Genomic DNA, 18,337 nt, shown 5'->3' with positions numbered 1-18,337 from the left:
ATGCTGCGTCGTCTGTGTCTTNTTCTCGTGTGTCTGGCCGCATGGCCCGCATCGGCAACCGAGCCTGCCCGCTTCGATTCGGGCAGCCTGGCAAAGATCGAAGCGCGGTATGCGGGCAAGCCGTTCATTCTGAGCCTGTGGTCGGTCAACTGGTGCGGGTACTGCATCGACGAACTGACCATGCTGGGAAAACTGTCGAAAAACGAAAAGAACCTGCCTCTGGTATTGGTCGCGGTCGACAGCCCTGAGGATACCGACGCGATCCGGAAAACCCTGCGCAAGCTCGGGTTGAGCCATGCAGAGTCCTGGGTTTTCGACGATCCCATCCCCGAACGCCTGCGCGCCGCCATCGACCCTACTTGGCAGGGGGAACTGCCGCGCTCGTATCTGTACGACAAGGCACATCGGCGCCAGGCAGCAGTGGGCACGCTCGATGAGGCCAGGCTGAAGTCCTGGCTGGAACAACAGGGCCAGCGATCCGGCACCGCCAAATAGAAAACCAACAAGGGAGAACCATGAAACGTAAAACTTTGGTGCTGGCTCTCGCCAGCACGCTGGGTCATCCTGCTGCCTGGGCTGAAGAGCAGGCCTTGCCGGAAATGATCGTCAGTCTGCCGCGCTCGGCCGTGGTGACGAACAATCCCTCGCCCTCGGCCGAAGTGAGCCAGGACCAGATGCGCGAAATGAACGTCATCAACGTCGAGGATTCGCTCAAGTACACACCGAGCCTCTTCATACGCAAGCGCTATGTCGGCGACCGCAACGGCATCATCGCCAGCCGCACGGCAGGCAGCCTGCAAAGTGCCTGGTCGCTGGTCTATGCGGACGGACTGCTGCTGTCCAACCTGCTGGGCAATTCCTACAATTTCCCGCCGCGCTGGAACATCGTCGGCAGCGAGGAAATCGAGAATATCGAAGTGCTGTACGGTCCGTTCTCGGCGCTGCTGCCCGGCAACTCGGCTGGCGCCACCATCCTGATCAATACGCGCGAGCCGCAGCAGTTCGAGGCCCATGCACGGGTCCAGGGATGGAGCCAGGACTACAAGCATTACGCCACGGACGACACTTACCGGGGCCATCAGGAACAGGTTGCGCTGGGTGCGCGAGTGAACGGCAGCCTGAGCTGGTCGTTCCTGTTCAACCATCTCGATACGCATTCGCAGCCGATCAACTTCGCCACGGCAGCCGTCCCCGCAGCCAACAGCGGCGCAGGGACGCCGGTCACAGGCGGCGTGCCCTACACCAACCCGACGAATGTCCCCAGCATGATGTTTGGCGCAACCAGCCTGGACCATTCGGTGCAGGACACGATGAAAATCCGTCTGGCGTACGACTTCACGCCCGATACGCGCGCGGCCTTCACCTATGCCTACTGGCAGAACGACAGCTTCAGCGATACCCGGACCTACCTGCGCAATGCAGCGGGCCAGCCCATCTGGAGCGGCAGCGTCAATATCGACAACAAGAACTACACTGTCAGCACGAGTGCGCTCGCCCCGTCGGACAGCAATACGCAGAACCAGTTGCTGGGTCTGAGCCTGGATAGCCGCCTGTCGTCGAACTGGTCGATCGAATTGAGCGCGTCGGATTATTCCACCNCCCGCGACATCACACGGACGCCGACGCCGCCGCCCCCGGTTGCAGTTAGCCTCGACCAGCCGGGCTCGGCAGGCGGGGCAGGTGCGATCACGTTCGGTGACGAGAGCGGCTGGAGAACACTGGACGCCCGGGCAATCTGGAAACCCGGCCAGGACAGGAAAAGCCACACCGTCACCTTTGGCTACCATTACGACCATTACACCTACAGCAGCGCCAAATACGCCGCGTCCACCTGGAACGACGACAGCAGCATCGGCGCATCTCCCATCAGCGCCGCCATCGGCGATACCCGCACCGATGCCGTTTTTGCACAGGATGCGTGGAAGCTCGATCCGCGCCTGACGCTGACGTTCGGCTGGCGAACTGAGCGCTGGCAGGCCTTCAACGGCTTCATCAGCGGTTATGCGCCGATTGCCAGCCGCGACGACACCTACCATTCGCCCAAGGCGTCGCTCGCCTGGCGAGCGGCAGGCGACTGGCTGATCCGGGGTTCGGTCGCCCGCGCTTACCGTATGCCGACCGTCACGGAACTGTTCCAGACCGAGAAAATCGGCGTGGTCACGCAGATCAGCGATCCCAACCTGAATCCGGAAAAGATCCTGGCCACCGACCTCACCGCGGAGCATGCGCTCGGGAGCGGCAACCTGCGCCTGTCATTGTTCGACCAGCGCACCGATAATTTCCTCACCAGCCAGCTGAACCTGACCACCAACGTCAACCGCGTCCAGAACATCGGCCGCACCCGCATCACAGGTGTCGAGGCGGTGTACGAGGCTACGGATTTCCTGATGCCCGGGCTGGATATCAACGGCAGCCTGACCTACACCGACTCGGAGATCCTGTCCGATCCGGGCAATCCCGCCCTCGTTGGCAACAAGGTGCCACGCATCCCCGACTGGCGCGCCTCGGTCTTCGCTTCCTACCGCTTCGACGAACACTGGACCGGTTCCCTGGGCCTGCTTTACAGCGGACTTCAGTTCGGCAACCTGGACAACTCGGACACCAATCACAACGATACCGGAAGCCTGAGCCAATACACCACCGTCGACGTGAAACTCGGCTACCGTTTCTCGAAACGGATTCGTGCTTCGTTCGGGATCGACAACTTGACCAATGAAAACTATTTCATTGGACCCCATCCTNTCCCGCAGCGCACCTACCAGGCCGAGTTGCGCATGGATTACTGAGCATGCATGGCCGACGGCAANAAGAACTGAAAGCACGCCTGGCAGGTCTGTCCGTCGTGCTCGCCCTGCACGGCGCGCTGTTCTATAGCCTGTGGCACTACCGTGTCCTGCCGCCGCCCGCCGAGACGGCAACATTGTTTGTCGACCTGCTGACGGATACACCCAAGGTCGAGTTGCCGAAGCCGGACCCGCCCAAGCCCAAAGCCAAACCAGTCAAACGCGAACAGCCCGTTNCAACCGCCACCCCGCAGCAACTGGCTGCGCAAACGCCGGTCGTGTCATCGTCCGATCCGGTCGTGTCGCCGTCGCCCCCACCGCCGCCTCCCAGAATCGAGGTGCCGGCCGAACCCGTGCCGCCCGCGCCGCCGCCAAAGCCCGTGGGCCCGGCCGTGTTGAGTAGTGAACTCGCGCTGACCTGCCCGGACCGCGCGCCGCCGTCCTATCCCGCGATTTCCCGCCGTCTCGGGGAAGAGGGAAAGGTGGTGCTGCGCGTGGAGCTCGACGAAACGGGACAGGTCGACCGGGCGACGATCAAAACCAGCTCCGGTTACGCACGCCTCGACGAGGCCGCACTGGCCACCGTCAAACGCTGGCGCTGCAGGCCGGCCAGCCGCGATGGCGCAGCCGTGCGCGCCGTCGCCATCCAGCCGTTTAATTTTGTACTCGAAGGACGATGACATGGATACGAACATAGGCTTTGCCCATTTCCTGGCCCAGGCCGATGCGCTCGGGAAAACGGTGTTGTTTCTGCTGCTGGCACTGTCGGTTGCGAGCTGGTACCTGATCGTGACCAAGACGATCGCCAACTACCTGGCGAAGCGACGCGTCGAAAGCTTTCTCGAACAATTCTGGGCAGCCGATTCGCTGCAGGAAATCCGCACCGCCTTGCACAGACAGCCGCGCGATCATGCTTTTGCCGAACTGGCGCATGATGCACTGGAAGCCGCCAGCGACGGCGAAAAGCATGGCCTGCACAAGCTGGCAGCCGCAGGCGGCCTGGGTGAATTTCTCACGCGTCTGCTCAGAAACGGCATCGACCAGGAGGCGACGCGTGTCGAGCATGGCCTGACCCTCCTGGCCTCGGCGGGATCGGCCGCACCCTATATCGGCTTGTTCGGCACCGTATGGGGGATCTATCACGCACTCGTCAATATCGGCCTGTCGGGGCAGGGGACGCTCGACAAGGTCTCCGGCCCGGTGGGCGAGGCGCTCATCATGACGGCGATGGGGCTGGCCGTGGCGATTCCCGCCGTACTTGCCTTCAATGCCTTCAACCGGCGGAACCGGGTGTGGCTCGCCCGGCTGGATGCGTTCGCGCATGATCTGTACGCCATCATCACCGTGGGCGAAAAGGCCAACAGTTCCGCCGGCGAACCGCGTCCGCTGCATATCGTGAAGGAGGCCTGAGCCATGGCAATGGGAAGCTTTGACCCGCGCCGGGGGCCGGGGCCGATGGCCGATATCAACGTGGTGCCGCTGGTGGACGTGATGCTGGTACTTCTGGTGATTTTCATCATCACCACGCCCTTGCTCACCAACGCGGTCAAGATCGACCTGCCAAAGGCAAGCAGCGCCCCCAATGTCACCAAGCCGGATCATATCGAACTCGGCATCCGGCAAAACGGCGATCTCTACTGGAACGGCGAGCGGGTCGCGATGGATCAGTTCGCGCCGCGCTTTGCCGAGGCCGCTAAANAACAGCCGCAGCCTGAGCTGCATATCCGCGCCGACCGGCATGCCGAATACGAACCGGTCGCGAAAGTCATGTCACTGGCTGCGCAGGCCGGCCTCACCCGTATCGGGTTTGTGACCGAGCCCGATCGGCACTGACCATCAGAAAGACGATCGGTACAAGGTGGGAGCAGGTGTCCATCCCGATGACGTTACACAATCATTCCAACGGGCAGCCGCATAATTCTGGAGTTCTTCCAATCGATCATGGGCATCCGCCAATGGCATCTTATTGCCGGTTGGTGAATTTCCCGCTGAATGAATAACGCGCACAAAACCGGAAATTTCGCACTCCGGGATTTCCCTTGTCTGGCCAAGGGCTCATACGTGGATATACGGTAGTTCTACCAATTTACATGCCAAGACCGTGCCCCTGTAATAGGAAGCGGCGTCTTTATCCGGGTTGTGATGAAGCGCAAGTTTTCATTCTATTTAGGGGCCTTACATGAAAAACATAACTTCCTCCCGTCTGTTCTGGGCGTTCTCCTGGCTGCCTGTGCCGTATCTGCTCATGCCGATCCGATCGGTCTGGACGTGAGCATCGGGTTGGTGAATGTCCGGCCTGATATCAAATCCCCGGTCGTTGGGGCGGATGCCACCAACGAGGTGGTGCCCATTGCGAACTTCACGTATTACCTGAGCGAGCACTTTGCCCTGAACACGGCGGCCGGCATTACCCGCCACGAGTTCAGCAATGCGGGTGGCGTCCTGGGCAAGGCCTCCATGGCACCGTTCCATTTGATGGCGCAGTACCACTTCATGCCGAAGGCGGATTTCCGTCCGTATGTGGGGGTGGGGATCCACCATACTGTGTTCTTCAAGCAGAGTGGGCCGGCTTTCAATGGCCTGGAGGATTTCAAGGCGGATACCGGTGCTGTCCTGCAGGCGGGGTTCAGCTATACGCTGAACAAGGATTATTTCGTCAATTTCGATATCAAGAAGTTTTATCTTGAAACAAACGTAACCCCACAGGGCGGCGCGAAAATCGAGACGATCACGCTCAACNCCCTGCTGATCGGGCTGGCAGTGGGCAAGCAGTTCTGAGATATGGGAGAGGCCGCGGATATAGGGGTTTGGAAGAGGGCGAGCGAACGCGAGTTCTCCTGACGAACGCACCGCAAGAAAAACGCCGGTCATCCCGGCGTTTTTCTTGCGCGTTCACTGGGGAACGCATGCTTATGGCATTCGGCCAACCTCTCTACATATGAATTTCAGCATTTTCAATACGTAGTTTTACGTGTTCGATGCCGTGTCGATACGGATTATCGGCAGGTCGGACATTGCGTATAAATCATGGATGTATCCGGCGGAATGTCTTCATGCGAGGGGCCTACGGCGCTTGGATCAGGGCTGGGGCGTCATGCCCCGACACGTCGATGAATCTAAGGAGCTAAACATGTTGAAAGCGGCATTGGAGCGAGATACCCAGAATCGCCCGTTCGAGAAAAGCATCAAACAATTCGGCGAGATTGTCATGGCCGAACCCGCATTGCTTGCCAAATTGGAAGAGACGCGCGATGCGAACAGCTTCATTGCGACATACTGCAAGCTGGCTTCGGAGAAAGGCATTCATTTCACCCCAGACGACATGCGCATCGTCGTTCAGGAACAAAAGCAGGGCAGCAACTGGGTGATTCCCAAGGCCGTCCTGAACATCGTGCGCGAACGCTTCTGAGGAGAACAGAAATGGACGATATCAAAACCAGTAGCGGCAGAGTCGTGGGTAGCTGGAATGGCGAGCGCGCACGCGACTTGATGGCCGAAATTGCCCGGATCAAGCAGATGCTGATCCAGGAAAAATCTTCGGAATCGTTGGATTCCCGGTCAATGCCTCACCGTGACCAGCTGCATCAGGACCTGCTCGAATTCAAGGCCTACCATTTATGGNGGTGCGATAGGCATGGCGAGTGCGTGGTGGGAACCAACGCCAATCGCATCGAAAGTGTGGATAAGGTGCTTTCGTTTTCGCTGATCGACCATCACTGAATCCAGCCCTGCGTGTCCTGCACCGACGAGGCTGGAAGGACGTCAGCGCAGGGCACATTGCCGGAGCCTGGTACACGCTGTATGTTTGCCCAGTTGGTCGTCGAATAGAGTCGCTGATATGCACCGTCAAGAAATGTCCGCCCTGCTGCTCAAGGTGCAGGAAATCGCCAAGGATGTCGTGGCGCCAAACGTGGAACGTACGGACCGTGATGCGCTTTGGCCCGAGCCGGGGATCCGTGCGCTGCAGCGCGAAGGACTGGGAGGCGCGGTCATCCCAACCGCTTATGGCGGGCTGGGGCATGGGCTCATGGCGTTGGTAAGGGTGTGCGAGACGTTGGGGCAGGAATGCGCCTCCACCGCGATCTGTTACGGCATGCATTGCGTCGGCGCTTCTGTCATTGCTGCGAATGCCACGCCGGACCAACAGGCGCGATTCCTGACGCCGATCTGCGAGGGACGTCACATCACGACGCTGTCCTTGAGCGAAGCCGGCACCGGTGCCCATTTCTATCTGCCGCAAACGACTCTGGAGGCAGTGTCTTCGGATGAATTCAGTCTGACGGGCAGCAAGACTTTCGTCACCAATGGTGGCCATGCCGATTCCTACGTGGTGTCGGCGGTCGCCGCCTCGCCCGAAGCTCCCATCGGACAATTTTCCTGCGTGGTCGTCCCGGCTGACTCCCGGGGAGTCCGCTGGGGCGCCGAGTGGGATGGCCTGGGTATGCGCGGCAATTCCTCGCGCACCATGGAATTGCAGGGGGTGCGTGTACCGCGCAGCAATCTGCTGGGCAAGGAAGGCGACCAGATCTGGTACATCTTCAACGTGGTCACGCCCTATTTTCTGATGGCCATGGCCGGCACCTTCCTGGGTGTTGCCACCACGGCACTGGACGAGGCCCGGAAACATCTGATCCGGCGCTACCACACCCATACGGGCTCGAACCTGGCACAGGCCTCGGTATTGCAGCATCGTCTGGGCACCCTGTGGGCGACGCTGGAGCGCACGCGCCAATTGACTTACCACGCCGCCGCCAGCTTCGATGCAGGCGAGCCGGATGCGCTCACGGCAGTCATGGCGGCCAAGGTCGAAGTGGCCGATTGCGCGGTCAGCGTGGTCAACGAAGCCATGACCCTGAGCGGCGGGATCGGGTATCGCAACGGCTCGCGCCTGCACCGTCTTCTGCGCGACGCGCGGGCCGCCCATTTGATGTCGCCCACGACCGATATCCTGCGCGTCTGGATCGGCCGCGCCCTGCTTGGCCAGCCCTTGCTGTCGGACTAGCGACATGGCCACTGCCCATTCGGAGCTTGGTGGGGTTCTGCATCTGGTCGGCGTGGCGCCCGCGATCAACACCTTGTTGCGAAGCGCGCTGGAGCCCGAGGTGACGGTCGAGGCATTGGGCAGCCAGGAGCGGCTGTATCACCGTTTCCAGGAAGGGCACCAGCCTGCCGATACCGTGCTGCTGGGGATGGACATCGAGGAACCGGTACGCATCGCCCAGCGCATCCATACGTATGACCACCATGTTCCCATTCTGATCCTGACCGCACCCTCGCGCTGCGACCAGTTGAAGCGGACGCTGATGTTCAGTCCCTTCCTGGGCAACGAAGTGGTGCCGTGGTCCACCGCCGAGGTGGACGAACTGCCGTCCGCCATCCGTGATGCGGTGAATCGGCGGCGACAGCGCATGCGTTATCTGAACACGATCTCGCGTGCGCAGATCCGGCTGGAAAAACTGCCTCTGCTCCAGCCGGAGGCGACCTACTATCTGGATCAACTGCTCGATCATGCGCCCATCGGCGTGCTGACGGTCGACCTGAACTGCGCCATCCTGACCATCAACCGTCAGGCCCAGACCATTCTGGGTGTGAGCGAGCGGAGCGCACTGGGACGGCCGCTGGAGGAACAGTTTCCGTTGCGTGAGCAGGGGCGCATGGCCGCCTTGCTGCAGCAGGGGCTGAAAGGCATGGAACGACATAAGCCGGAGATTTTCGAGGTCGACGTCCCGGGCGGGCCCGTCCGCTTTCTGGAAGTCACGCCGGCACCGCTGGCCTATCGCACCGGGCAGCGCGGCGCCATGTTGATCCTGCAGGACGTGACTGACCGTGTGGCGGCGGAATGCGAGCGGCAACGGGCGGAAGACGACTTGCGCTATCACGCCACGGTACTGCGTTCGTTCCATGAAATCAGTTCCGACCGGGAACTCAGCCTGGAAGAGAAACTGCACCGGCTCCTGAAACTAGGGTGCGAACAATTCAGTCTGCCGAACGCAATCCTGTCGCGCATCGACGGCCAGTGTTTCCAGATCCTGGATTCGATCAGCGATCATCCGGCGTACGTGGTGGGAACGAGCAAGGATCTCGACCAGACTTATTGCAGCGCAACCGTCTTCACCAATGAGCCAGTGGCCTTCGAGCATGCCAGCATCACCGAATGGCGTACGCATCCGAGCTATCTCAAGCATCATATGGAAGCGTATATCGGCGTACGCATCGTGGTCGACGGCGGCCTGTACGGAACCCTCTGTTTTACCGGTCCCATGCCGCGCCCCTCGTCGTTCAGTGCGGCCGACCTGGAAGTCCTCAAGCTGATGTCGCAATGGGTGGGTAACGAATTGCAGCGCGAACGCGCCGAGGCCCACATGCGCAAGCTGTCGGGCGCGCTGGAGCAGGCTGCTGATTCAGTGATGATCACGGATCGCGACAGACGCATCGAATACGTCAACCCGGCTTTCGAGCGCCTGACCGGCTACGCCAAGGCGGACGTGATTGGCCACAAGACCTATNTTTTGCGCTCGGGCGTGCACGATGAAATGTTTTACCAGGATCTCTGGCAGGTGGTCGAGAATGGTGGCGTTTATCGCGGTGTCCTGGTCAATCGCAAGAAGGATGGCAGTATTTTCCATGAGCAGAAGACGATCTCGCCACTCAAGGACGTGCAAGGCCGGATCACGCATTTCATCTCGACCGGCCACGACATTTCCGATCGGGTGAAAGCCGAGGAACTCGACCGCCAACACAAGGCGGAACTGGCGCACGTCGGCCGCCTGAGCGTCCTGNGGGAAATGACCTCCGGCCTGGCGCATGAACTGAACCAGCCCCTGTGTGCCATCACCACCTATGCACAGACATGCCTGCGCATCATTCAATCCGGCAACTGCAAGCCGGACGATGTGCGCTACGGACTTGAGCAGGTGGTGAAACAGGCCGAACTCGGTGGTGCGATCTTCCGTCGTCTGCGCAACTTCGCGCGCAAGGGCGATTTACGCCAGCAGCGCATCGACCTGCGCGAGGTGATCCTGGAGGCCGCCAGTTTCGTGCGTGCCGATGTACAACAGAATCAGGTGCAACTGCACCTGGATATTCCGCGCCAGTTGCCCGCCGTCATGGCAGACCCGATCCAGATCGAGCAGGTTCTGCTCAACCTCGTCCGCAACAGCATGGACGCCTTATCCGACACGGACGAAGGGCGGCGGCAGATTACTATCAAGGCAGTCCGCCACGAGCGCCATTCGGTCAAGGTATGCATCAGCGACAACGGATGCGGCTGTCCGCAGGAGGTGGCAGATCGGCTGTTCGAACCTTTCTTCACCACCAAGGCAACCGGACTCGGCATCGGCCTGGGCATCAGCCAGAGCATCATCGATGCGCATGGCGGGCGCCTCTGGCTGGAGGAAGGTGCCGTACAGGGGGCCACGTTCTGTTTCGTTCTGCCCGGTTCTGGAGAGTCCCGACATGAAAAGCACCCAATCCGGTAAGGCGACCGTTTTTATCGTCGATGACAATCCCGCGGTACGCGATGCGATCCGCTGGCTCGTCGAGCAGGTCGGTCTCAATGCAAAAACCTTCGCTTCGGCGCGCGATTTCCTGGCCGCCTTCCAGCCCGGCATGCGCGGTTGCCTGGTGCTGGACATCCGCATGCCCGGCATGAGCGGCATCGAACTCCAGGAAAAGCTGTCCCGCGAGCAGGTGCATCTACCAGTCATCATCGTGACCGGCCATGGCGACGTGCCGGTCACGGTGCGCGCCATGAAGACCGGCGCCTTCGAGTTCCTGCAGAAGCCCTTCAATGACCAGGTTCTGATCGATTCCATCCAGGCCGCGCTGGGCAAATACAGCGCAGTCTGGGAACAGGAGGACAAGCGCAGCCAGGCCAACCGGAGTCTGGCGACGCTGACGCGGCGCGAGCGCGAGATCCTCGAACTGCTGCGCCGCGGCAAGCCCAACAAAGTGATTGCCGCCGAACTGGATTTGTCCGTGCGCACGGTGGAAGGACATCGTGCCAATATCACGGAGAAGATGGGGTCAAATCCCTCGGCCAGCTGATCGAGCTGCTGCTCAAGTCCGACCCGGACAACGTGTCCAGCTGAATTCTCCTGGGGCATGTCCTGCCCCGAACGGGGTGCCACGTGCCGACTGCAATGTCCTGGCACGGCCCGTCTCCAAATCCCTCCCGCGCACTGCCAGATTCGCCAAGACCCGCGTATTTCCACGTGTTCCACCGTATTTTTCGGGTTACCCCGGGCACATCCTGTCGGTATAAATCGCCTCAGATGGTGAGTTTGCGATTCGGCCTTCCCCTCCCTCGCAGGTCGCTTTGCAGACTCACCGTCACCTTACGTCCACAAAACGAGGCATATAAAAGGAGCCACATCATGCGCAGTCTCATATTCGGTCATCTTGTCTACATGTATACGCCGCTCGGCATTCTGGCCACCATCGCCGGGATATTGCTGGGCGGTCCCTGGGTGTGGGTCGGGATCGGCATCTTCGCCTTCAATATCACCATGGACACCCTCACGTCCGGCATTCACAGCAAGGGTGCGGCCGTCAACAAGAAAGGGCAGCCCGTCGGTTCGCCCACCATCCTCAACCTGATGATGTACGCCCAGCTGCTCAGCTTCATCGCGCTTCAACTCGCGGTGGTCTGGCGCATTTACCAGTATGTGGCCGGCGTTCCCATCGAAACCATGATGTGGAACGGCTATGCCTACCAGAACGGAATAACCGGCCTCGAACTGGTGGCCGTCGTGGTGGGGGCCGGCATGCATCAGGGACTGGGCATCATGTTCGGCCATGAGCTCTCCCACACCAAGGGGATCGGCTTCCTGATCTCCCGGATGATGATGAGCCTGTCCGGCGCCGCCGCATTCTGCTACGCCCACGTCTACAACCATCACCTCGAACTGGGACGTGCCTGGCTGGGGCCCGAAGGCAACAAAATGATGGAAGACACGGACCCGGCAACCGCACCGCGCGGACGCAGCCTCTACAAGCACTGGGTGATCTCGACGATCGGACAGTCCTATTTCGGTTACCGGACCGAGCAGCGCCGCCTGAAGCGTATGGGCAAATCCTTCTTCTCCTTCTCCAATCGCTGGATCCGCGGCTATCTGCTGAGCATCCCGACCGTGGCGCTGTTTGCCGGCGTCGGCTACATGGCAGGGNGGCAGGACGGTGCGTTGCTGAGTTTGGGCTGCATGCTGTTGATCTGGGCGATTTCCACCTTTGAACTGGAAGCGCTCAACTACATGGAGCACTACGGCCTGATTCGCGTGAAGGATCAGCCGATCGAATATCGCCACTCCTGGGACAACGACAACGCCTTCACCAGCTGGGCCTTTATCGAGATCGGGCGCCAGGCCGATCACCATGACCGCGGCGAAACCCATTTCTGGGAACTCACCAGCGTGGGACAACCCTCGTCGCCCGCGGGCGCACCCAATGCGCGCATCGGTTACTACACCGAATTCGTGCTGGCACTGATCCCGCCGCTGTGGCACGCCGTCTACAAGAAGAAACTGGCGATCTGGGACCGCGACTTCGCGTCGCCCGAAGAACGCAAGATTGCCAAGGAGATCAACCGCAAGGTTGGCTACGAGGTCAATCCTGAATCCATCAGCGGCCAGCGGCTGGAAGTCAGCTACGCCCTGTAACCCCGAGTGCCGGCCGCATCGGTGGCCGGCGTTGTAGCACGACATTGCGGCTGTCTGCCGCTTAGAGGAGATCGACATGAACACCGAAGCCACACTTTACGAACGTCTTGGCAAGCGGCCTGGCATCGAAGCCATCGCCACTGACATTTTCAACAACCACGTCAAGAACCCGAAGGTCAAAACGCGGTATGCAAACAGCGACCCGGCCAATGTGATCCGCCTGGTAACCGAAATGTGCTGCGCCGGGTTTGGCGGGCCGGAGACCTATACCGGCAAGGATATGATCACAGCACACACTGGCATGAACATCAACGAAGAAGAATTCGTTGCGGTGTGCGACGACGTGCTGGCCGCACTCGACAAGAACAACGTGGGCAAGCGCGAGAAGGATGAAGTCCTTTGCATTCTGTATTCCTTGAAGAACGAGGTCGTCCACCTGTAATTGCACAGGGGTGCCCCAGTCGGCACCCCTAACGTTTCGCACAAGGAGTTGCATCGTGTTTGGATTTNTTGCCCGCAAGGGGCCCCATCGGGCTCGTATCACCACCAGCGGTGACACCATCGAAGTCGGCGCCGGCGACAATCTGCTCAAGGCAGCATTGGATCAGGGATTGGCTTGGCCACACAATTGCCGGGTCGGCAGCTGTGGGCAGTGCCGGTGCCGTCTGGTGAGTGGAAAAATCAAGCCGCTCAACGATTTCAGCTACGTCCTCACTGGCGAAGAAATGGACGCCGGCATGATACTAGCCTGTCAGAGCAGGCTACGCAGCGACGTCGAGATCGAGGTCGCACTGGACAAGCCGGCAATCGCATTGTCGCAGCCGAAGAGCGTGGGTGGCGTGATTGTCCAAGCGCGGCCGCTGACCCATGACATCCTAGAGGTGCGTATCCGTCTCGACGAAGCCATGCCTGCCTACCTGGCAGGACAATATGCCGAATTGTCGGTCCCTGGCCTGATTGAGAAGCCGCGTTCCTATTCCTTTGCCAGCGCACCCGAGAACGAGCAGTCCGGCCATGTCAGCTTTTTCATCCGACATGTGCCTGACGGCGAGATGACCAGCTGGCTACATACCGCCAATCAGGAAGGACAACGGGTCAGCGTCGCGGGCCCCTATGGCTCCTTCTGGCTGCGCGACTCCACGGCGCCCATGCTGTGCATTGCTGGCGGAAGCGGCATGGCACCGATCAAGGCCCTGCTGGAGCAGGTGTCGAGTCAGGGCTTTCAGCGACAGGTCACCTATGTGTTCGGCGCACGCACGCGCGACGATCTGTATTGCTTGGATGAAATGAAGCAGATCAAGGCGCGCGGCAACGGCCATTTCAACTTCATTCCGGTATTGTCACGCGAGCCAGACGATAGCGACTGGAGTGGTCTGCGCGGCCACTGTACCGATATTTTGTCGGCTGACGCATTTGACTTGCCCAACAGCCATGCCTATTTGTGCGGGCCGCCAGCCATGATCGACAGTGCGATTGAGTGCCTGAGTCGCGCCGAGTTATTGTCAAATCTGGTGTATGGGCATCAAGCCGCGTTCCTGTCTGATTGATCCTGTACTTGCTCGCCGTCCTTGAACTTCACGTTGTTGACCACGAGGGCCAGCAGATCAAATCCCTTGATCCGTTTCCAGCGCTTCTGCGCGGTTTCCAGTAGCTTGTAGACCATCGCCAGCGTGGTCTCTCGGGAGCCGCAGTTCCGCGCTCTCTTGCTTCTCAGGCGCACCGTCGAAAACGTCGATTCGATCGGATTGGTCGTCCGGATATGGATCCAGTGTTCTGCCGGGAAGTCGTAGAAGGCCAGCAGCTCCTCACGATCCTTGCGCAGCCGTTCCATGGCGCCGGGATACTTCGACTCGAAGCGAACCAGAGTCCGGTCAAAGGCCTTGTGTGCGTCAGCCCGCGTCTCGGCCATCCAGATCTCATGCAGCGCCGCCTTGACTTTCGGTTGCACCGACTTTGGCAGCGCGGACAGGATGTTCGCCGTCTTGTGCACCCAGCAGCGCTGATGGCGGGTGTCCGGATAGCACTTGGCCAGTGCTTTCCAGAAGCCCAAAGCGCCGTCGCCGATGGCCAGCTTCGGGCTGGTCGTCAGGCCCCGGGCCCGCAGTCCCGACAGCAGTTCTGACCAGCTGGCCTCCGACTCTCGGTAGCCGTCCTCAACCGCAACCAGCTCCTTGCGCCCATGCTCCGTCACGCCGATGATCACCAGCAGGCAGAGGCGGTCATCCATGCGCACGTTGCTGTATACGCCGTCGGCCCACCAGTACACGTAGCGGCTTTGGCTCAAATCTCGCTGACACCACTCCCGGTGCTCATCGATCCAGTGCTGCTTCAAGCGACTGATGGTGTTGGCCGACAAGCCCCTGGCCTGATCACCCAGCAACGCGGCCAGTGCCTCTTGGTAATCGCCGGTGCTCACACCCTTCAGGTACAGCCAGGGAAGCACTTCCTCCACACTCCGGGCTCGCTTCAGGTACGGCGGCAGCAAGGTGCTGTTGAAGCGAACCCCGGAACCACTCCGATCCCGTACTTTCGGCACCTTGATGTCGACATTGCCGATGCCGGTCTGGACAGTACGCTCAGGCAAATAGCCATTGCGCACGACGGCCTGACGGCCATCCGGGAGCCGGTGCTCGGCATGCTGATCCAGAAGCGCCTGAAGCTCGGCCTCGACGGCCTGTGCGATCAGCTCCCGTGCCCCAGTCCGCAGCAGCTCGGTCAGCGGATCAATAACGTCTTTTTCTGGTTGTGGAAGAGTCTTCAGGGTAGACTTGGCCATGGCGTATCACCTTCTGTTGGTTGTTGATCTGGCGTGATCAATCAACAGGATACGCCATCCTTTCTACCTTCCCGTACACCAGAAATGACCATAACTCCTGCGTGACAGCGGCGTACAAAACCTCTCAGTGATCTCCAACAATGCGGGGGCANACGGACTCGGCCTTGGCAAGTTGTTGCTGTCGCGGCAGATCAAGAAGATGTATTCATCCTACGTTGGCGAGAACAAGGAGTTCGAGCGCCAGTATCTTGCAGGTGAGCTGGAGCTGGAATTCACCNCCCAAGGTACTTTGGCCGAGAAGCTGCGAGCGNGGGGCGCCGGCATCCCTGCATTCTTCACAAGGACGGGTGTGGGCACGGTAGTGGCTGAAGGCAAAGAGACACGTGTGTTCAATGGCGAGACCTATGTGATGGAGGAGTCGTTCTTCCCGGATGTGTCTTTGGTGAAGGCACATATAGCCGACAAATCCGGAAACCTGCGCTTTCGCATGACCGCGCGCGGCTTCAATCCGGCCGTGGCCACGGCGGGAAAAATCACCATTGTCGAAGCGGAGAAGATCGTCGAGAACGGAGAACTGGCTCCTGACGATGTGCATCTCCCGGGCATCTATGTACACCGCATCGTCCATAACCCGGACCCCAACAAACACATTGAACACCGCACGGTGACTCAGAAATCGGGAGATTGAACANTGGCATGGACAAAGGATCAGATGGCTGCGCGGGCAGCCAAAGAACTTCAGGATGGCTTTTATGTCAATCTCGGCATCGGCATCCCCACTCTGGTGGCCAACCATGTGCCCAGTGACATTGAGGTCTGGCTGCAAAGCGAAAACGGCCTGCTGGGAATCGGCCCCTTTCCCACGGAAGACCAAGTGGATGCGGACTTGATCAATGCCGGCAAGCAGACCGTAACAACCATCCCGGGTTCATCCTTCTTTGGCACGGATCAGAGTTTTGCCATGATCCGAGGAGGAAAAATCAACGTGTCCATTCTGGGCGCCATGCAGGTGAGCAAGCAGNGTGATCTTGCCAACTGGATGATCCCAGGCAAGATGGTGAAAGGTATGGGCGGGGCCATGGACTTGGTGGCTGGGGTGAAACGGGTCATCGTGCTGATGGAACACGTGGCGCGGACGAAGGACGGCACCACCGACCTGAAGATCCTGCCGTCATGCACGCTGCCGCTGACCGGATTAGGCGTCGTCGATCGAATCATTACGGACTTGGGCGTGATGGATGTGACGCCGCAGGGGCTGAAGCTCATCGAACTGGCCGATGGCGTGACCTTCCAGGAGATCCAGGAAAAGACGGGCGTTCCACTTTTGCAGTAAGACTGCTTTCCGGCCAGCATGAAGTCGATCGTATTCCTGGGATTGAGCCTAGCGGTGGCAGAAGCCCAGCAAATCCTTGATGCGGATTATCGCGGGCCGATTGTCCAAGGCGACCTCGATGCCATTGCCTCCCCAGCGCTGGTCGTCATCATCGACGGCATCCTCGACAGTGACCAGCGGCTGTCTGGTGCAGAGGTGGTCAGGGCACTGGATCGCGGCCTGGTAATTCACGGCGTATCGAGCTTGGGGGCCGTATTGGCCGTCGAGCTGGAACACAAGGGGCTGAGAGGCTATGGCCGGATATACGAGGTACTGCGGGGTCTGGATACGGATCTGGTGAATCTGATCATGGCGCTCTATACCGCCGACCAACTCAGGCCATTGACGACCCCATTGATCAATGCCGTCGTTTACTGCTGGGAACAGAACGCCAGCTCGGAAAAACTCGATGCCGTAGTGCATGAACTCTCACGCATTCCGCTTGACGCCCGCAATTGGGAGCGCATAGAAGATGCGGCAGCCCATGCCGGCATGAAATTGCCGGCAACTGCACGGCTCATGGATGTAAAGCGGGAGGACGCCGTCCACCTGCTCCAGTCATTGGATAAATGCCCGCTCGTAGTTGAATGAACTTGCGCCATAGGGAGCCCGTTGTGACAGACCCGTCCAGTTCAAAATCCGCATTCGCCCTCGGCCGACAGATAACGNCTTTCCTGGGCGACCTGCATGGTGGCTCCCGCGAGCCGACATATTCCGGTGCGCTTTCCTTCATGAGACGGCGCTTCAGCCGCGATCTGGCGGGAGTGGACGTGGCAATCTGGGGCGTCCCCTTCGATGCGGCGACCTCCAACCGCCCCGGCGCGCGCTTCGGGCCGCAGGCCATGCGCCGGGCATCGGCCATCTTCAATGGCGACCCGCAGTTTCCCTCTGGTCATGATCCCTTCGACAAGCTTGCCGTTGTGGATTGGGGCGACTGCTCATTCGATTTCCGCCACCTTGAACGCGTGCCCGAACTCATCCAGGCTCAGGCCGCCGAGATTCTTGCGACGGGAACCCATCTGATTACCTTGGGCGGAGACCATTCGATCGCGCTACCGCTGCTGCGCGCCCATGCGCAGAGACATGGGCCACTGGCCCTGGTGCAGTTCGATGCCCATCAAGACACATGGAAGGATGGCGGTGGTCAGTCGCATGGGGCCTTTGTCACGCGGGCCAAAGCAGAGGGAGCCATCGACACACATCGCTCAATCCAGGTCGGCGTCCGGACCATCGCCCCCAATGATTTCGGCATCGAGATCATCAACGCTCATGAGGCGCGCAGGCTGGGCGCCACTGGAATTGCCCAGCGGATCCGAGAAAGAGTGGGAACTGCTCCGGCCTATCTGTCATTCGACATCGATGCGCTCGACCCGGCCTTCGCCCCAGGTACCGGTACGCCCGTCATTGGCGGGCTGGCTTCCATCGACGCTCTGCTCGCCCTGTGGGAACTGCGCGACCTTGACTGGCGCGGCATGGATCTCGTCGAGGTGTCGCCGCCCTATGACCATGCTGACATCACAGCGCTCGCGGGGGCAGCGGTGGTGCAGCACTACCTTCAAATACTGGCCGAGAAGTCACGCTGACCTCGGCCAGATCCATGAACCACAACCTACAGGAGAGCCCCATGATTTCTGGCGTGAAATACGGACACACCAACCTGATTGCAAGGACTGGCGCAGCCTGGCAAAGTTCTACGAAGAACATTTCGGCTGCGTTCCCGTCCCTCCGAGCGAGACTTCAAGGGCCACGA

18 protein-coding genes and 1 pseudogene are annotated in these 18,337 nt (G+C 60.1%); 18 read left to right on the top strand and 1 reads right to left on the bottom strand.

The window, feature by feature from the left end:
• The 14 genes from HZY77_RS03920 (at position 1) to HZY77_RS03855 (ending at position 13,986) form a co-directional block, all read left to right on the top strand.
• Positions 1-495, top strand: a complete 495-nt coding sequence (locus HZY77_RS03920; protein WP_296818949.1) for a TlpA disulfide reductase family protein — start codon at positions 1-3, stop codon at positions 493-495.
• A 20-nt stretch (positions 496-515) separates the two neighbouring features.
• The gene (locus tag HZY77_RS03915) at positions 516-2,786 is read left to right on the top strand and encodes a TonB-dependent receptor (protein WP_296818947.1); all 2,271 of its coding nucleotides are present in this window, start codon (positions 516-518) and stop codon (positions 2,784-2,786) included.
• A 2-nt stretch (positions 2,787-2,788) separates the two neighbouring features.
• The gene (locus tag HZY77_RS03910) at positions 2,789-3,463 is read left to right on the top strand and encodes an energy transducer TonB (protein ID WP_296818945.1); all 675 of its coding nucleotides are present in this window, start codon (positions 2,789-2,791) and stop codon (positions 3,461-3,463) included.
• A 1-nt stretch (position 3,464) separates the two neighbouring features.
• Complete coding sequence (locus HZY77_RS03905) at positions 3,465-4,193, top strand: MotA/TolQ/ExbB proton channel family protein (protein WP_296818943.1); 729 nt, start codon at positions 3,465-3,467, stop codon at positions 4,191-4,193.
• Between the two features lie 3 nt (positions 4,194-4,196).
• Positions 4,197-4,616: a biopolymer transporter ExbD gene (locus tag HZY77_RS03900; protein WP_296818940.1), complete on the top strand. Its 420-nt coding sequence runs from the start codon at positions 4,197-4,199 to the stop codon at positions 4,614-4,616.
• A gap of 309 nt (positions 4,617-4,925) precedes the next feature.
• A complete protein-coding gene (locus HZY77_RS03895; RefSeq protein ID WP_296818938.1) occupies positions 4,926-5,561 on the top strand; it encodes an OmpW family outer membrane protein in 636 nt (211 codons plus the stop codon).
• A gap of 193 nt (positions 5,562-5,754) precedes the next feature.
• On the top strand, positions 5,755-6,192 hold the full coding sequence (locus HZY77_RS03890; protein ID WP_296818935.1) for a hypothetical protein: 438 nt from the start codon (positions 5,755-5,757) through the stop codon (positions 6,190-6,192).
• Between the two features lie 11 nt (positions 6,193-6,203).
• The gene (locus HZY77_RS03885) at positions 6,204-6,503 is read left to right on the top strand and encodes a hypothetical protein (RefSeq protein WP_296818933.1); all 300 of its coding nucleotides are present in this window, start codon (positions 6,204-6,206) and stop codon (positions 6,501-6,503) included.
• A 118-nt stretch (positions 6,504-6,621) separates the two neighbouring features.
• On the top strand, positions 6,622-7,785 hold the full coding sequence (locus HZY77_RS03880; protein WP_296818930.1) for an acyl-CoA dehydrogenase family protein: 1,164 nt from the start codon (positions 6,622-6,624) through the stop codon (positions 7,783-7,785).
• A gap of 4 nt (positions 7,786-7,789) precedes the next feature.
• Entirely contained in the window at positions 7,790-10,261 is a 2,472-nt protein-coding gene (locus HZY77_RS03875) for a PAS domain S-box protein (protein ID WP_296818927.1), read from the top strand.
• A complete protein-coding gene (locus HZY77_RS03870) occupies positions 10,239-10,829 on the top strand; it encodes a response regulator (RefSeq protein ID WP_296818924.1) in 591 nt (196 codons plus the stop codon). Before HZY77_RS03875 ends, HZY77_RS03870 begins: the two co-directional genes overlap by 23 nt.
• A 329-nt stretch (positions 10,830-11,158) precedes the next feature.
• Positions 11,159-12,439, top strand: coding sequence for a fatty acid desaturase (locus HZY77_RS03865; protein WP_296818922.1), 1,281 nt, complete (start codon positions 11,159-11,161; stop codon positions 12,437-12,439).
• A 76-nt stretch (positions 12,440-12,515) separates the two neighbouring features.
• The gene (locus HZY77_RS03860; protein WP_018508101.1) at positions 12,516-12,881 is read left to right on the top strand and encodes a group 1 truncated hemoglobin; all 366 of its coding nucleotides are present in this window, start codon (positions 12,516-12,518) and stop codon (positions 12,879-12,881) included.
• 55 nt (positions 12,882-12,936) lie between these two features.
• Positions 12,937-13,986 carry a 2Fe-2S iron-sulfur cluster binding domain-containing protein gene (locus HZY77_RS03855; protein WP_296818919.1) on the top strand — a complete coding sequence of 350 codons (1,050 nt, stop codon included), beginning with the start codon at positions 12,937-12,939 and terminating at the stop codon, positions 13,984-13,986.
• Here HZY77_RS03855 and HZY77_RS03850 read toward each other — a convergent pair.
• Entirely contained in the window at positions 13,962-15,215 is a 1,254-nt protein-coding gene (locus tag HZY77_RS03850) for an IS256-like element ISMaq7 family transposase (RefSeq protein WP_296816209.1), read from the bottom strand. The two genes, HZY77_RS03855 and HZY77_RS03850, sit on opposite strands and share 25 nt — an antisense overlap.
• A gap of 97 nt (positions 15,216-15,312) precedes the next feature.
• Between HZY77_RS03850 and HZY77_RS03845 the strand changes: the two are divergent.
• The 4 genes and pseudogenes from HZY77_RS03845 to speB all read left to right on the top strand — a co-directional run.
• A pseudogene (locus HZY77_RS03845) lies at positions 15,313-15,903 on the top strand (CoA transferase subunit A); the annotation flags it as partial.
• A 24-nt stretch (positions 15,904-15,927) separates the two neighbouring features.
• Positions 15,928-16,548, top strand: a complete 621-nt coding sequence (locus tag HZY77_RS03840; RefSeq protein ID WP_296818915.1) for a 3-oxoacid CoA-transferase subunit B — start codon at positions 15,928-15,930, stop codon at positions 16,546-16,548.
• 18 nt (positions 16,549-16,566) lie between these two features.
• Positions 16,567-17,178: a TfuA-like protein gene (locus tag HZY77_RS03835; RefSeq protein ID WP_296816214.1), complete on the top strand. Its 612-nt coding sequence runs from the start codon at positions 16,567-16,569 to the stop codon at positions 17,176-17,178.
• Between the two features lie 23 nt (positions 17,179-17,201).
• On the top strand, positions 17,202-18,170 hold the full coding sequence (gene speB, locus HZY77_RS03830) for an agmatinase (RefSeq protein WP_296818912.1): 969 nt from the start codon (positions 17,202-17,204) through the stop codon (positions 18,168-18,170).
• Positions 18,171-18,337: the final 167 nt, after the last annotated feature.

Origin of the sequence: Thiobacillus sp. (assembly GCF_013693775.1) — a bacterium.
Taxonomy (GTDB): domain Bacteria; phylum Pseudomonadota; class Gammaproteobacteria; order Burkholderiales; family Thiobacillaceae; genus Thiobacillus.
This window is presented reverse-complemented; position numbering and strand designations above follow the sequence as displayed.

What these genes read in the sequence shown, in the direction of transcription:
- HZY77_RS03905 (WP_296818943.1), top strand. Translation starts at nt 3,465, where the DNA reads ATGGATACGAACATAGGCTTTGCCCATTTCCTGGCCCAGGCCGATGCG.
- HZY77_RS03880 (WP_296818930.1), top strand. Translation starts at nt 6,622, where the DNA reads ATGCACCGTCAAGAAATGTCCGCCCTGCTGCTCAAGGTGCAGGAAATC.
- HZY77_RS03870 (WP_296818924.1), top strand. Translation starts at nt 10,239, where the DNA reads ATGAAAAGCACCCAATCCGGTAAGGCGACCGTTTTTATCGTCGATGAC.
- HZY77_RS03860 (WP_018508101.1), top strand. Translation starts at nt 12,516, where the DNA reads ATGAACACCGAAGCCACACTTTACGAACGTCTTGGCAAGCGGCCTGGC.
- HZY77_RS03850 (WP_296816209.1), bottom strand. Translation starts at nt 15,215, where the DNA reads ATGGCCAAGTCTACCCTGAAGACTCTTCCACAACCAGAAAAAGACGTT.
- HZY77_RS03835 (WP_296816214.1), top strand. Translation starts at nt 16,567, where the DNA reads ATGAAGTCGATCGTATTCCTGGGATTGAGCCTAGCGGTGGCAGAAGCC.